Raw genomic sequence first — 15,697 nt, 5'->3', positions numbered from 1 at the left:
CCGAAAATCGATTTGCTTGGCAGGAAAGGTGACATTTCGTGCCAGTCGGTCAGGCTCTTTCCCGGTCTGCCGGTGAAGCACAGTACGACGGTCAGACCCCTGCGTGAGCCATTAATCGTCGTCCGGACCGTAGTAGCTTCTCAGCAACCGATAGTGATCGCCGACTTTTCGGTAAACCTGATGAAGGCATCGTCCTTGGGTACAGATGGCCGTCCGATTGCCGCAACGAAGACGTCCGAAATGCAAGACGAGAAGCTTCGAATTCTCGAAGTAGCCGGCGAAATACTGCTGCGCCGCCAAGTCCGGTCCACACATTCGCGTGAGGGCGCTTCGGACCTCTGGCGGCAATGCGTCGATATTTCCGGGATCCCAGACCTTTTCCTCGAACGAGCTGGCGCGCGCAAACGCCGGCGTCAGCACGCCGGGAAGGCCGAACAGAATCGCCAAGGTAAAAAGGCGGACAATAGCAGTCATCGAAGGAGCCATTTGGTCACGCCTCGATATCCACGCGCCGAACTCTGGTCGCACTTGCTCTGATAGCTAATCAGCGGATTCGCCCTTGGGCCTTGTGTAATGTTTCGACACATCTTTTCAGGGCAACTTGTTCGACATTCGACAGAGGAGGGTCAAGGATTTGGAGGCAGCCGTCCCGACCGACGACACCGGGCAGCGAGAGTGTTACTCCAAGTCTTGAGTTATAAACCCCGATAGGAACTACGGCGCGTTCGTCGCGCAGCACGATTTCGGCGATCCGGGCGCAAACCATTCCAATTCCATACTGGCTGGCTCCAATACCTTCGATGATCGCTATGTTTGCATAGCGCACTTCGTTCTCGATCATCGCGCGGACGTCGTCGCCCTGCATAAGGCCGAGCCGCTCAAGCGCATCCGTAATCGGGACGCCGCCTACGCGGGCGGCAGACCAATGAAAGATCTGGGATGTTCCATGTTCCCCGAGAACCTGCGCCTCGATGTCTGTCGGAGCTACCCTGAGCCGTCGGCCCAGATGCACGCGAAAGCGCAGGCTGTCGAGCAGCGTGCCGGTGCTGAGAACGCGTTCATGACCGGCCAGTTCGCGTGTCAGGTAGGCAAGCGGATCCGGAGGGTCGGTGACGACGAGCAGAACGGCGTCCGGCGCGGCTACGGTAATCGCGGGAATTACCTCACGGTAGACCTCGGCATTCCTGTCCAGCAGGCGCAAGCGGCCCAGTGGATCGCTACGATCCGTTGCCCCGCCGGATTTCTCGTTGACGCCGACGGTGATCATGACGAGCGCGGCGCCCGCCAGATCCGAATAGTCCCCATCTGTCGCCCTGGTGGTGGATGACAGGGGGGCCCCGTAGCCCATGTCGGTCGCCATGGCTTTCGCGCGATTGCGGCCTCGGTTAACGAAAATCAGCTCGCTGGCGCAACCTCTCATGAGGGTTGCCATTGCACATGCGGCCCCGACGGCTCCCGCTCCGACAATTCCAACCTTCATGACATGTCCTCGTCCGTGCCTGGGACTTCCTATGGTGGCGGCCGAAATGCTCAATGAGCAAAGGTGTCGCCACGCGTCGGCTTCTTGAGAATGCCGGCATATCCCGGTCACACGCCCCGGTTATCCCGGGAAGGGCCCGGCCTCGAGTCATTAACTGCAGCGAACGATTTGAATAATCGATAGCGCGTCACTGGCAGGGAAGGTTTGCCTGAGGGCGTCGTCGAGTTGGTCATTGACACGCTCCCATTCCGCATCCTGCGCTTTTGATCTTGTTGATCGAGTCTTGTTTTGAACCTTGACACGACGCTTGGGAATTGTCCGGCGGGTCCTGTCCTTCATTGGTGCTTCCTTCGATGCTGGCGTAAGTCAGGACAGAAAGGCGTCCTTAGACTCTGGTCGAACGTGTCCATTCATCGACGAGTAAATAGAGAGATGTCCGAGATACTGAATCCGCAGCGAGTCGTTCGTCTTGGATCTCAGGCGCGCTGACCGCACTCGAAGAGGAACCAGGTTCGCTTCTCTGTCTCGTCGATCCAGTTCTCCAGCAGGCTTGCGGTAGCCACATCTCCTGCCTTGTCGCAGAGCGAATGAACCTCGCGCATGTTCCGCGTCAGTATTGCGTTGTCTTCGCGGAGCTCAGCTATCATGTCGAACGGCTCAACGTATTCTGCATTGTTATCCACGATGCGCTGAAGGCGCGAGATTTGCCCGATCGAACGAATGGTTGTCCCGCCGATCTTCCGCACGCGCTCGGCAATGGCATCCGTCATGGCAAAAAGCTGGTCGCCTTGGTCATCGAGCATCAAATGATAGTCGCGGAAATGTGGGCCAGACATGTGCCAATGGAAATTCTTGGTCTTGAGATATAGCGCAAATACGTCCGAGAGAAGCACCGTCAGTTCGACCGAGATATCACGAACGGCGTGTTCCGAAAGAGTGGTGGGAGTCTTGAGCGACATTTTCTGCAACATGTAAGCGACCTCGTCGATTTTTAGTCGGGTGACTTCGACCGCAGACAGATGGCGACCTGCTGCGTGCCGGTTGGACAGCCTATAGATCGCCTTCGTTCCCGGACGTTTCAATTAAAAAGCTGTTTAGCCTTCCAGGTTGTCACAAGAGAACGGCATGGATCCGAAACGGCAGCCGATCGATATGCGCCATGGTCGAGATCTCCATATCCGCATTGACCGCTCACGGCTTCAAGGCTGCATCCGCACGTTCATCGCATCGGACGACGGCATCAGCATGTTGTCGTTCAGGTCGGTCACGATCCATATTGTACCGACGACCACCACGAATACGATGAGCAGGCCGAAGGCGAGGGCTAGGATGTTGTTGGTGCTGTCCGGCCCGCTGGTGAGGTGGAGGAAAAAAACAAGGTGAACGCCCATCTGGGCAATCGCGAGGACCGCAAGCCCCAGGCCCACGCCGCCCGGCCAGAGCATGGATGTGTTGGCAACCCAGAAGGACGTCGCCGTGAGAACGAGCGCCACCAAGAGGCCGATGGAGTAGACCAGAGCCTCCGAGGGGGCCCATGCCTGCACTTCCTCGCTCGGGACGTCTCCGGGAGCGCGATCGTATCGAACGTCCGTCATAGGCTAATTCCCATCAGATAAACCACCGTGAAAACGCCGACCCAAACGATGTCGAGCGCGTGCCAGAACAAGGAGAGGCAAAGCAGTCGGTGTTGCACGCTGGTGGCGAATCCCATCACCGCCACCTGGACCATCATCACCGCGAGCCAGACCAGTCCGAGGGTGACGTGTAGCCCGTGGCAGCCGACAAGCGTGAAGAAGGCGGAGAGAAAGGCGCTGCGCTCCGGCGTCGCGCCGTGAGCGATCATGTCGGCGAATTCGCGGAGCTCGAGGGTGAGAAATGCCACGCCGAGCGCAAACGTGATCAGGGCACCCAGATATGTGCCAAGGCGATTTCGCGAATTGATGGCGAGCGACATCAGTCCGCAAGTGTAGCTCGAGACGAGCAGGCAGACGGTTTCGATCGCCACCGTGGTTTGATTGAACAACTGGGCGCCGGTCGGACCGCCCGCCGTGGAGCGCACCAGAACCGCGTAGCTCGCAAACAGCGCGGCAAACATCACGATGTCGCTCAATAGGAAGATCCAGAAACCGTAGGCGACCACGATCCTTTTTGCGGCGGGCCCGGCTTCACTTGCGCTGTGCAACGCCTCGAGCGGGACGCCATCGATTGTGGTGGCGATGTTCATGCTGCAGCTCCCGACTGTTGAGCCCGTTCGAATCGGGCAATCTGCTCGGCTGGCACCTCGAATTCAGGGTGTCTGCGGAAGGCGAAGGCAAGCAGTGTCACGAATGCGCCGAACACGCCGACGCTGGCCAGCCACCAGATGTGCCAGATCATCGAGAAGCCGATGATGACGGCGAAGAAGGCCGAGACAAAGCCGGTGGCGCTATTTTTAGGCATTTCAATGGGTTCATATGCACGGGCTGGCGCCGGCTTATCCTGTCTGGCCTGCTCCTGTCGCTTGCTGGTCCAGAAGGCGTCTCTTCCGGTAACGTTCGGCGCGAAGGCAAAATTCCAGGCTGGCGGCGGCGACGCTGTCGACCATTCGAGCGTGCGGCCATTCCATGGATCGGCGGTCACGCGCAGCCTGTCGCGATCACGAATCGACACGACAAGCTGCACGATCTGGCAGATGATCCCCCCCAGGATCACGATGGCGCCGATCATCGCGACGATCAGCCAGGGCTGCCACGCAGGATTGTCGTAATGCTGCATGCGCCGGGTCATGCCCATCAGGCCCAACAGGTAGAGCGGCATGAATGCGAGATAGAATCCGACCAGCCAGCACCAGAACGAGGCTTTGCCCCAGCGTTCGTCAAGCGCGAAGCCGAAAGCCTTGGGGAACCAGTAGGTGTATCCCGCCATCGCGCCGAATACGACGCCGCCGATGATGACGTTATGGAAATGCGCGATGAGGAATACGCTGTTGTGGAGCTGGAAGCTGACCGGCGGCACGGCGTGGAGCACGCCGGTCATGCCACCGATGACGAAGGTCACCATGAAGCCGACCGTCCACAGCACCGGCACCGAGAGCCGTACGCGGCCGCCGTACATCGTGAAGAGCCAGTTGTAGATTTTCACGCCGGTGGGCAAGGCGATGACCATGCTCATGATACCGAAGAAGCCGTTGACGTTTGCGCTGGCGCCCATGGTGAAAAAGTGGTGCAGCCAAACAAAAAAGGAGAGGACGCAGATCGCCATGGTTGCGACCACCATCGAGCGGTATCCGAACAGCGGCTTGCCGGAGAAGGTCGCGATGACCTCGGAAAACACGCCGAACGCCGGCAGGACCAGGATGTAGACTTCCGGGTGTCCCCAGACCCAGAACAGGTTGGCGTACAACATCTGATTGCCACCGGCCTCGTTCGTGAAGAAATGGAAGCCGAGATAACGATCGAGCAGCAGCATCGCGAGAGCCGCGGTCAGGACCGGAAAGGCCGCCACGATCAGCAGGTTGGTGGCGAGCGAAGTCCAGCAGAAAACCGGCATGCGCATATAGCTCATGCCCGGGGCGCGCATCTTCAGTATGGTCGTGACGAAGTTGATGCCCGCCAGCAAGGTGCCGAGACCGGAGATTTGCAATGACCACAGATAGTAGTCGACGCCGACGCCGGGCGAATACTGCAATTCGCTGAGTGGCGGATAACCCCACCAGCCGGCTTTCGAAAACTCGCCGACCGCGAGCGAAACGTTGATCAACAGCGCACCCGCGGCGGTCAGCCAGAAACTGACTGAGTTGAGCGTAGGGAAGGCGACATCGCGAATGCCGAGCTGCAGCGGCACCGCGAAATTCATGAGACCTACCACGAACGGCATAGCCATGAAGAAGATCATAATCGTGCCATGCGCCGAGAAGATCTGATCAAAATGTTCGGGCGGCAGATATCCCTGTGCGCCGCCGGCCGCTACCGCCTGCTGCGAGCGCATCATGATCGCGTCGCTGAAGCCGCGCAGAAGCATGACGAGCGCCAGTATGCAATACATGACGCCGATGCGCTTGTGGTCGACCGAGGTCAGCCATTCGCGCCACAGATAGGGCCAGGCGCCCTTCATCGTGATGAATCCGAGGACCGCCGCCACGATAAGGCCCATGAACGCCGTTGCGCCCATGATGATCGGCTGATGAAGGGGAATCGCGCTCCAATCAAGCTTGCCCAGGAGATTCATCGTTCAGCCCTCTGCGACGTCGAACAAATTGGTAGAAATGATTCTTGCGTGCCCATACCTGCGTTCACGATACGGCTGAACAGATCGGCGGCGACAGTGCGGTAGGTGAATGGCGCGACCGCTTTGCTGGGCATTGCCAGAGCGGCATAAGTCTGCATATCGAGTGCCGGACCCGTTTCGCGAGCCTGGCGAACCCATTGCGCAAATTGGTTGTCCGTCACTGCATCGACCGTGAAGCGCATGTCGGAGAATCCGTCACCGCTAAACATGGCCGATTGCCCCGGGTATGTCCCGAGATGGTCGGCCTGCAGGTGAAGGCGCGTCACCATTCCGGACATCGTGTAGATCTGGCTGCCGAGCTGAGGCGCGTGGAAGCTGTTCATGACGCTCGATGAGGTCAGTTCGAAGCTGATCGGCGTGCCAACCGGTACGACCAGGTTGTTGACACTCGCGATTCCCTGCTCCGGATAGATGAACAGCCATTTCCAATCGAGCGAGACGACCTGGACGGTAACGGGCGTTACGCTGGAGCTGATCGGCTTACGCGGGTCGAGGTCATGGGCGCCAACCCACGCGACGCCGCCAACGAGAAGCACCGTCATGGCGGGGATCGACCAAACGAGCAGCTCGAGACGCCCGGAATACGCGAAATCCGGCAAGTATGCAGCGCGTGAATTCGACGCGCGAAACCAGAAGCCGACCGCGAGCGTGGCGAGGATCGTAGGGATAACGATCGCCAGCATGATGCCGAGCGAGTTGAACATAATCAGCCGTTCGGCTGCGGCAATGGGTCCCTTGGGATCGAGGACGCCTTCTGAGCAGCCGCCGAGCGCGACGCTGAGTAGGGTGACAGCCAGTAAACCATAGCGCATCTAGACCTCGTCTGACTTTGCAACGGTGAAGGCGATTGCCATATCAAGCGGAAGCTGCAGGGCTGCGAGCGAGGCGAATCGGGTGTTCCGCCGGACGTCCTCACGCGCTGAGACCGTCCACGACGATCGATCGCCGATATTGTTGGTCAACAGGGCGGCAAACAGCAGGAACAGATAAGAAATCGAAAACAGGAACAGACGCTGTGCCGCTTGCCGATCGCTCTCCTGGCTCCGGCGCAGCTGCAACGCCAGCGCAAGGAAGACCGCTCCGCTGGCGAGAGCAACCACGCCGTACAGTGCTCCGGCATACCCGAGTGCCCATGGCAGCAACGAGGTCGGTACCAACAAAACGCTGTAGATGAGGATTTGCAGCGTCGTTGCGGCCCTTCCGGCAACGACCGGGAGCATGGGCACGCCGGCATGCCGGTATTCGTCCGCACGATTGAGCGACAGCGCCCAGAAGTGCGGGGGCGTCCACAGGAAGATGATCAGGAACAGAACGATCGGCTCGACGCCGATGTCTCCGGTGGCAGATGCCCAGCCGACCACGGGAGGAAACGCGCCGGCAGCGCCGCCGATGACGATGTTCTGCGGCGTAATCCGTTTCAGCCAGAGGGTGTAGACGACGACGTAGAAGAAGATCGTGAAGGCGAGCAGGCCAGCGGCGGCGACATTGGTCGCCATGCCAAGGACGAGGACCGCGCCGAAGGAAAGGAATAGTCCGAACGCAAGCGCTTCTCGGCGCGAAATCCTGCCGCGAGGGATCGGACGCCGGGCTGTGCGGGTCATGACGGCGTCGATATCGGCATCGTACCACATATTCAACACCCCGGCGGCACCGGCCCCGACGGTAATAGCGACCATCGCAAGCGAGCCGAGTCGCGGATCGAGAGAAACCGGTGCAATCATCAACCCAGCGAATGCGGTGAACACCGCAAGCAACATCACGCGTGGCTTCATGAGTGCGATAAAATCAGGCACCCGTGTCGTCAAACCGGAGCGGGGCAGCACTCGCGGGCGAGGAAGGGAAGTGGCTGTGATCTTCATGGTCAAAGTCTTTCAGCGCCAGAGATTTGCTTTTTGCGGGTCGACGACTTCGTCGCCGGCTCCGTTGATCGCGGCCTGATCATGTCCGGGGTGAAGCCTTTGGCCATTTCCAGCGTGCCGGAGGGCGGAATCGCGAGTTCGTCCTGTCACAACCGCGTCGATCAGAACCGGTGCAGATTATCCGGCTGTTCGTATGTGCCGCGATGTGTTGGCATTCGTCGGGAGCTAGTGCAGCTGATACATTGAGAATCCGTTTGGCCGGAGTACGAGACGTTCAGTAGTACGAGACGTTCAGTCACTGCAGCTGGTCGAATAGCACCGAGATTAGGGGCGCCGCGATGGCTCGCTCAATTGTACGTGAGTACGGATGTCCATGTGGATAATGGTTCGAAGGATCATACGAACGTTTGCATCGTCGCGGTTGGCGGAGACCGCGAGCGAATGCGAAAGTCTAAATCGGTTTTTAATTGAGGGTGCTGCGAACGGCCGCCATGTATGGAGGCCGCTCCCGTAGATTTGTTGGCCGGCTCGCAATGCCGTCGGCGCGGAACGCAGTGAGGACAGAGGATGGGCATCGTTCGATTTGCGCTGCGATTTCCGCACACGTTTTATGTGGTCGCAGCCCTGATCCTGTTTCTGGGCGTCGCCGCCATCCGGTCGATGCCGACGGATATTTTTCCGGAAATACGAATACCGGTGGTCACGGTGATCTGGCAATACACCGGTTTGACCACGCCGGAGATGGAACAGCGCGTCACCACCTACAGCCAATATTCCATCAGCGCGAACGTCAACGGCATCAAGAACATGGAAGCGCAGACCCTCAATGGTCTGTCGATCCAGAAGATTTACTTCCAGCCTGACGTCAACCTCGACCTCGCCATCGCGCAAATCGTCTCCGCTACCAATTCCATTCGCTCGTTGATGCCGCCCGGCATCCAGCCGCCGATCGTCGTGCAGTTCAATGCGTCGAGCGTTCCCGTGCTGCAGCTCAGCCTCAACTCGGACAGCCTGAACGAGCAGCAGCTCTATGACTTCGGTATCTATCGGGTCCGGCAGCAACTGGCGCCGGTGCCTGGCGTCACTCTGCCGACGCCGGCCGGCGGCAAGTATCGTCAGATCATGGTGGATATCGACCCGGACAAGCTTCTGTCCCGAGGATTGACGCCGCTCGACATCGTGAACGCGGTCAATACGCAAAACCTGACGCTGCCGTCGGGAACAGCGAAGATCGGAGACAAGCAATACACGGTGCGAACCAACGCGACGCCGGCGACGATCGACGATCTCAACAAGATGCCCGTCAAGTTCGCCAACGGCGCCACCATCCTGTTGAAGGACGTGGCGCAAGTACGCGACGGCTCGCTGGTGCAGCAGAACATCGTGCGCGACGACGGCCACCGCTCGGTATTGCTCAGCATCATCAAGAATGGCAATGCCTCCACGCTGGCGGTCGTCAACGGCGTGAAGCAGGCCCTGCAGTCGATCCGCGCCGCCGCGCCGGCCGGACTCAAGATCAACGAACTGTTCGACCAGTCGGTATTCGTGACAAATTCCGTTAATGGCGTGCTGCGCGAGGGCGCCATCGCGGCGGGCCTCACCGCGCTGATGATCCTGATCTTCCTGGGCTCCTGGCGGTCGACGCTGGTGGTGATGATTTCGATTCCGCTCTCGATCCTGTCGTCGCTCATCGTGCTGTACTTTCTCGGCGAGACACTGAACACCATGACGCTCGGCGGCCTTGCGCTGGCGGTTGGCATACTGGTCGACGACTCGACCGTGACCATCGAGAACACGCACCGCTTGTGGACCGAAGAACACATGCCGCTTTCCGAGGCGACATTGCACGGCGCCGCCGAGATCGCGGTTCCGACGCTAGTTTCCACCCTCGCCATCAGTTGCGTGTTCACGTCGGTGGTGTTTCTCGACGGACCGGCCAAGTACCTGTTCACGCCACTTGGTCTTGCTGTCGTATTTGCGATGCTGGCTTCCTACTTGTTGTCGCGGACCCTGACTCCGATCACGATCGGCTTGCTGCTCAAGAATGAGCGTCATGGTACGGACGCTGGGACCCCGCCAGGCTTCTTCTCGCGGATGACCGCCGCATTCAACCGCGGCTTCGAACGGCTGCGTGGGGGATACCTGAAAGTCCTCACGCTGCTGTTGCGCAGGCGGGCCATCGTACCTGTTGTCGCCGTGTTGATACTCGGCCTCGGCGCCACGATGCTCTTGTTCGTTGGGCGGGACTTTTTCCCGCTGATCGACGGCGGCCAGATCCAGCTTCACGTTCGTGCTCCCGCCGGGACCCGTATCGAAAGCACCGAGGCGATATTCCAGAAGGTCGAGGACAAGATCCGCGAAGTCATTCCAGAACAGGACCGCGGCCTCATTATCGACAATATCGGCCTGCCGGCGCGAGCCTACAATCTGGCATTCGCGGACGGTTCCACGATCGGAATCAACGACGGTGTCATCCAGGTCCAGCTGAAGGAAGGCCACAGGCCGACCGCCGAATATGTCAAGAAGTTGCGTCAGGTGCTGCCCGCCGCATTTCCCGAAAGCACGTTCTATTTCCAGGCGGCCGACATCGTGACGCAGATCCTGAACTTCGGATTGCCGGCGCAGATCGACGTCCGGACGGTGGGCACCGACCACAACAACCTTTCGATTGCAAAGGAGCTTCAGCAACGTCTCGCCGCGATCCCGGGGATCGTCGACGCGCATCTGCAGCAGGAAGTCGACGGTCCGGCGTTCTACGCCGAAATCGATCGGACCCGGGCTGCTCAACTCGGCCTCAATGCCAGCACCATAGCCACAAACATCAATGTCAGCCTGAGTTCGTCGGTGCAGGTGTCGCCCAATTTCTGGACCGATCTGAGTTCGGGGATTCCGTATTATCTGGCCGTGCAAACGCCGGAACGCCTCGTCAACTCGCTCAATGCGCTCGGAAACACGCCGGTTTCCACCTCACTGGCGGCGAGCGGCCAAACTGTCCCCGGCGTGCTTAGTAATGTCGCGACGTTCAACCGCGACACGGTCGCCACAAACTCGAACCAGACCAATATCCAGCCGGTCTTTGATGTGTATGCCAGCGTGCAGGGCCGCGATCTCGGCGCCGTCGCAGCCGATATCAACAAGGTTACGAAGGAGCTGCAGCAGAAGCTGAAACCGGGCAACTCAATTCAGGTCGTTGGCCAGATACAGAGTATGAACGACTCGTTTCGGAATCTCGGCATCGGGCTGCTATTCGCCGCCGTCTTCGTCTATCTGCTGATGGTCGTGAACTACCAGACGTTCGGCGATCCTTTCGTTGTGATCCTGGCCCTGCCGGCGACGCTTTGCGGCATCGTCACGATGCTGTTCATCACCGGCACCACGTTGAACGTGCCGTCGCTGATGGGCGCGATCATGGCGGTTGGCGTCGCTTCAGCGAACTCGATTCTGCTGGTGACCTTCGCACGCGAGCAACAATTAAAGGGGCGCTCCGCATTTGAGGCCGCGTTGAGCGCCGGCCACACCCGAATCCGCCCCGTGCTGATGACGGCTGCCGCGATGATCGTCGGCATGATCCCGATGGCTATCGGCGGTGCCGGCGAGGAACAAAATGCTGCGCTCGCGCGCGCCGTCATCGGCGGCCTGCTGTTCGCGACCCCGACGACATTGCTGATCGTGCCTTACCTGTTCGCAATGCTGCGCAAACGCAACGACGGAAAGCCGCACCATGGCGTTTTCGAGGAGGTTCCGGGATGACCGAGATTCGTTTGCAGCCGAAAAGTGAAAATGTTGAGGGACGCGTTGACCCTGAAACCGATCGCGTTGTGGCGCTACCCGATGGCGGTCGCAAGGGTCGACGTCGCTACGGAGGAGTGTTGTTCGGCGGAAGCGCGCTGCTGCTGCTGCTGGCCGGCCTTGGAATAGGAGGCTGGCGCCACTACCAGGCCGGCGTCGAGGTCGCGGCCACTGCGCAACAGAGCAGGACTTCTGTCCCCAATGTTCGCGTCGCGGCGGTCCGCGCCAGCGACAGCAAGATTACGGTCAGCTTGCCGGCGACTACGACGGCCTTTGAGGCGGCGAATATCTTTGCGCGCACCAGCGGCTACATCGAAAAGCGCTACGTCGACATCGGCGATCGGGTCAAGGCCGGAGCCCTGTTGGTGGACATTACCGCCCCCGAGCTCGACCACCAGATTGCGCAAGCCAAGGCGACGCTGGCCCAGAATCAGGCGACGTTGCGGCAGACCCAGGCAAGCCAGGAACTCGCCCAGGTCACCAATGCGCGCGACAGCAAACTGGTCAAACAGGGATGGCTCACACTTCAGCAGGGCGACAACGATCGCCTGACCCTGCAGGCGCAGGAAGCAGCGGTGGGTGTGGCTCAGTCCAACATTGAAGCCCAGGAGGCCCAGATTCGAATTCTTGGGCAGGAGAAGGCGTACCAGCGTGTGGTGGCGCCGTTCGACGGGGTGATCACACAGCGCAACATCGACAATGGCAGCCTGGTGACATCGGGGTCGACCTTCATGTTCACGCTGATGCACCCTGACGTGATCCGCACCCAGGTGTTCGTCCCCCAGGACCAGGCTTTCGGGGTTGGGCCCGGAGTCGACGCAGTGGTCCGTGTCCCCGAGATTCCAAATCGAACCTTTCCCGGCAAGGTGACGCGAATCGCAAACGCGTTGCAGCCCGGCAGCCGCACGCTGCTGACCGAAATCGACGTCCCCAATCCGGACTGGGCGCTCAGCCCCGGGATCTATTGCACCGTCGAACTGCATATCCCGAGAAAGACGCCGTCGATGATCATCCCCGCCGACGCGGTGGTATTCGATCAGAACGGTGTCCATGTCGCGGTCGTCGAGAACGGGACCGTCCATCTGCAGAAAATAACGATTGCGCGTGACTTCGGCACGGAGGTCGAAGTGCACGATGGCGTCAAGCCCAGCGATCAGGTCATCCTCAATCCGATGCTCGGCCTGGCGAATGGCAGCAAGGTCACGGTTCGCACAGATAAGCCACAGACAAGCTAGATCGGGACGGAGAGAGGAATGGCGATGCGACGCTTACTTTTCACAACGGTCATCTTGCTGGGGGGAGGCAGCGCTGGCCTGGCGCAGGTCTCCACCATGGGTAGCACGGCTATGGGGCTTCCAACGACGCCAGCGACGATCGTCACATCTCCACTCTATGGTCCGAGCCCGTTTTCGGCGACAACCCAGCCAAATTCTCCCGGCACGACGCTGGCGCCGGTGCCGCTGGCTTCTGACCCGACGACTCCGGGGACGGTCGTGACCTGTGCTGCACCAACAGGACAAATTGCGCCTGGAACGCCGTCGGTGCCAGTTATTTCTATGTCGGCAACAGGTGGCGCAATCGGAACGACACCCTCCACGCCCGCGGCAGCGACGACACCGCCACTGACGGCTGCGTCTCTCGCCGCGGCGACCGCCAGTTCGACCGCGCCGCTGTTGCTGTCCGCAACACCAGCTACATCGTTCGCGACCGATATTTTCGGCACGACGATACCGGTGGCGTCGTCGCTGACAGCAGCGGCGGCGGAGCCTGCCGCTACCGCAACGTCCACACCGACGCCATCGATGGTACCAACCACCGCCTCCACATCCATGGTGGGCAGCACAGCGACGATGATGCCATCGACAACGATGATGCCAGGGATCGCGTTGGGGACTATTCCCACGCCATTCGTCGGCAGCACGACCGGGACCATATTGCCGGTGTCTCCGCTCGGCAGCCCGTCGACTACCGCATGCAGCACTACGCCGGGAGGTCCGCCGACCAATGGCGCCGCTTTGCCGCTCTCGACCCCCGAAGTTACGAGCAGTCCCCCGCCTGGCACGATTCAACCCCCAGTCGCGGTGCTTGCCGACACCAGCATCGATCCGACCACGGGTGTGATGCCGACACCGAATACGTCGGCATGCGCCGAGAGCATGACGATCAATCTAGCGACGCCTGGGACGATGGCGCCGGCTAACGCCACAGGCGCAGCGGCAACACCGGGCGTATCGCCAGCAGGCTGCTAGAGCGTGATGAATTTCCTCGAATAGTCGTCTCGCTGTATCTTATTAGCGCATGACCTTTCGGAAAACCGGTACCGACTGTTCCGGATCATGCTCCAAGCCGAAAACCCGCTTTCCGACGCCCGCCCGTAGAGCGATAAGCGCTTCGGGCCGGGCCGTTTCTAAAATGCTATTTAGTGGTGGGGGTCCCTCCGGAAGCCTATGTGTCTTGTTGAGCGGCCCACCGCGCTTGCCCCCCGAGGCGGTGTTCAGATTGGCCGCCATGAGGACGGCGTCCGCCACGCCTCTTGCCCCCCGAACCGAGGCGGGAGGTGCCGTCCTGCTCTTTTCCATGGCGTTTGGGGCCGGTGAGATTATGCCTTTGGTCTCGAGCAAGCATATGATCCCAGGAAATCCAGGCTCGAGCACAGGGCTCGGTGCGAATGGCATAGTAGCGGCTGGGAATGAACCGATGACAAAAGTGCTTCTGATCGAGGACGACAGCGAAACGGCCGAGGAAATTACCGCCGAACTCACCGATCGTGGTTTTGACGTCGAATGGTCGGCTAACGGCATCGATGGCCTCGACAAGGCGCGATCGTTGCGGCCGGACGCCATGGTTGTCGATCGGCTGTTGCCCGGAATGGATGGACTTACGGTGATCGAGGCGCTGCGAAAGGACCAGGTGCGTACCCCGGTGCTGGTGTTGAGCGCGCTCGGTGCAGTGGACGACCGTGTGCGCGGATTGCGGATGGGTGGCGACGACTATCTCACCAAACCCTTTGCGATCGTCGAACTTGTCGCCCGGGTGGAGGCGTTGCTTCGCCGTCCGGCCGAATCGCGCGAAACTATACTGCGGGCAGGGCCGCTCGAGCTCGATCTGATCGAGCGCACCGCCAAACGCGGCGAGCGCGTCATCGATCTGCTGCCGCGCGAGTTTCGCCTGCTCGAATATATGATGCAACGTAGCGATCAGCTTCTGACGCGAGCCATGCTTCTGGAGGAAGTCTGGAATTACAAGTTCGTTCCGGCGACCAATCTCGTAGACGTGCATATGGGTCGCTTGCGCCATAAGGTGGACGGGCCTGACGAAGTCCCTATGATCCACAATGTCCGCGGCGCCGGCTTTATTCTTCGCACCGGACCAGAAGATTCCAATGGCCGGGAGCAATGCGTCGTCGTTGACGGCTAGCCGGATGTCCGTACAGCGAGATCCGATGCGTTCAACCACAATACATGCGTTCGAGTACTTTTCGCTGGACACTCGCGATGACTGGGGTACCCGTGATTTTTGTCTTTGTGTCCTGCCATTCGCCGACTTCGGCGCCGTTATGATCGGCGCGTTGATCTATTTTTCGCCGGAGAGCCCGAGCTGCGAGGCCTGCAAATCGTCCTTCAATACCCATAGCAGGCGCTCCATCATGGAAGTTTGGATATCTTCCGCCGCTCGGAACCCGGGCGGATCACCAAATGATAAGCGCCGAGCGCAGCGTAGCTACTAAATTGAGGTGTAGGACATTAAAGTCGAGTCCAAGTGCGGAGCTGCGACTGCGGAGGTGAGTGGGCTCACCTGTAGAGCTGGCGTTCTGTTGTTCGCCAATTCTTCCAGGTGAACCCACCAGAGAAAGCCGCGCGTCTGCGGCTTCCGGATCAGCAACCGTTCAGTAAGTGCAGGTGTACGGCCAGGTGTAGGGAGACCCATAATACGGGCAATCGTCGCCGTAGAAGCCGCCGCCAACGAAGCGACGCCGTCCCGCGCCCAGGCGCTCGTGACCGACATGCGCCATGCCCGCGCCAAGGCCACCAACATGGCCTCCACCAAAACCTCCAATACGACCGCCGCCAAAGCCACCCATGTGGCCACCACCAAAGCCGCCGCCCATATGGCCGCCGCCACCACCGTGTCCTCCGCCGCCTCCGCCGCGTGCCTGGGCACCGGTGGCAAGAAGGCTGCCGGCCAATACCGCGCTTGCCAAAATCATCATCACTCGTCCTCTCATGACATTCTCCTTGGAATGGGCGGGCTTTCCGCCACAGGTTCTGGTCAGACGCTGGCATGTCCGAGCAAGGCAACCGCC

At 60.1% G+C, this 15,697-nt stretch carries 13 protein-coding genes; 3 read left to right on the top strand and 10 right to left on the bottom strand.

Annotated features, from left to right (window positions below; translation table 11 throughout):
- Positions 1-111: 111 nt before the first annotated feature.
- From KIP88_RS20215 to KIP88_RS20180, 8 genes are all read right to left on the bottom strand, one after another.
- Positions 112-486 carry a hypothetical protein gene (locus KIP88_RS20215; RefSeq protein ID WP_214489705.1) on the bottom strand — a complete coding sequence of 125 codons (375 nt, stop codon included), beginning with the start codon at positions 484-486 and terminating at the stop codon, positions 112-114.
- A gap of 58 nt (positions 487-544) precedes the next feature.
- A complete protein-coding gene (locus tag KIP88_RS20210; protein WP_214489704.1) occupies positions 545-1,480 on the bottom strand; it encodes an L-lactate dehydrogenase in 936 nt (311 codons plus the stop codon).
- Between the two features lie 476 nt (positions 1,481-1,956).
- A complete protein-coding gene (locus KIP88_RS20205; RefSeq protein WP_214489703.1) occupies positions 1,957-2,451 on the bottom strand; it encodes a Dps family protein in 495 nt (164 codons plus the stop codon).
- Positions 2,452-2,679: 228 nt separating this feature from the next.
- Positions 2,680-3,075, bottom strand: a complete 396-nt coding sequence (gene cyoD / locus KIP88_RS20200; protein WP_214489702.1) for a cytochrome o ubiquinol oxidase subunit IV — start codon at positions 3,073-3,075, stop codon at positions 2,680-2,682.
- The gene (gene cyoC, locus KIP88_RS20195; protein ID WP_214489701.1) at positions 3,072-3,704 is read right to left on the bottom strand and encodes a cytochrome o ubiquinol oxidase subunit III; all 633 of its coding nucleotides are present in this window, start codon (positions 3,702-3,704) and stop codon (positions 3,072-3,074) included. The genes cyoD and cyoC overlap by 4 nt, the downstream gene beginning before the upstream one ends.
- Positions 3,701-5,686, bottom strand: coding sequence for a cytochrome o ubiquinol oxidase subunit I (gene cyoB, locus KIP88_RS20190; RefSeq protein ID WP_214489700.1), 1,986 nt, complete (start codon positions 5,684-5,686; stop codon positions 3,701-3,703). Before cyoB ends, cyoC begins: the two co-directional genes overlap by 4 nt.
- Positions 5,683-6,558, bottom strand: coding sequence for a ubiquinol oxidase subunit II (gene cyoA, locus KIP88_RS20185; protein ID WP_214489699.1), 876 nt, complete (start codon positions 6,556-6,558; stop codon positions 5,683-5,685). The genes cyoB and cyoA overlap by 4 nt, the downstream gene beginning before the upstream one ends.
- Positions 6,559-7,605, bottom strand: coding sequence for a heme o synthase (locus tag KIP88_RS20180; protein WP_214489698.1), 1,047 nt, complete (start codon positions 7,603-7,605; stop codon positions 6,559-6,561). It lies immediately after the preceding gene.
- A gap of 567 nt (positions 7,606-8,172) precedes the next feature.
- Between KIP88_RS20180 and KIP88_RS20175 the strand changes: the two genes are divergently transcribed.
- A complete protein-coding gene (locus KIP88_RS20175; protein ID WP_214489697.1) occupies positions 8,173-11,355 on the top strand; it encodes an efflux RND transporter permease subunit in 3,183 nt (1,060 codons plus the stop codon).
- Positions 11,352-12,629, top strand: coding sequence for an efflux RND transporter periplasmic adaptor subunit (locus tag KIP88_RS20170; RefSeq protein ID WP_214489696.1), 1,278 nt, complete (start codon positions 11,352-11,354; stop codon positions 12,627-12,629). The genes KIP88_RS20175 and KIP88_RS20170 overlap by 4 nt, the downstream gene beginning before the upstream one ends.
- A gap of 155 nt (positions 12,630-12,784) precedes the next feature.
- Here KIP88_RS20170 and KIP88_RS20165 read toward each other — a convergent pair whose 3' ends face one another.
- Positions 12,785-13,456 (bottom strand): hypothetical protein, encoded by a 672-nt coding sequence (locus tag KIP88_RS20165; protein WP_214489695.1) that lies wholly within the window; start codon positions 13,454-13,456, stop codon positions 12,785-12,787.
- Positions 13,457-14,091: 635 nt separating this feature from the next.
- Here KIP88_RS20165 and KIP88_RS20160 point away from each other — a divergent pair.
- Positions 14,092-14,811 (top strand): response regulator transcription factor, encoded by a 720-nt coding sequence (locus KIP88_RS20160; RefSeq protein WP_214489694.1) that lies wholly within the window; start codon positions 14,092-14,094, stop codon positions 14,809-14,811.
- Between the two features lie 469 nt (positions 14,812-15,280).
- Here the strand turns inward: KIP88_RS20160 and KIP88_RS20155 are convergent, their stop codons facing one another.
- Positions 15,281-15,619: a hypothetical protein gene (locus KIP88_RS20155; RefSeq protein ID WP_214489693.1), complete on the bottom strand. Its 339-nt coding sequence runs from the start codon at positions 15,617-15,619 to the stop codon at positions 15,281-15,283.
- Positions 15,620-15,697: the final 78 nt, after the last annotated feature.

Source organism: Bradyrhizobium sp. SRL28 (assembly GCF_018596315.1).
Taxonomy (GTDB): Bacteria; Pseudomonadota; Alphaproteobacteria; order Rhizobiales; family Xanthobacteraceae; genus Bradyrhizobium.
This window is presented reverse-complemented; position numbering and strand designations above follow the sequence as displayed.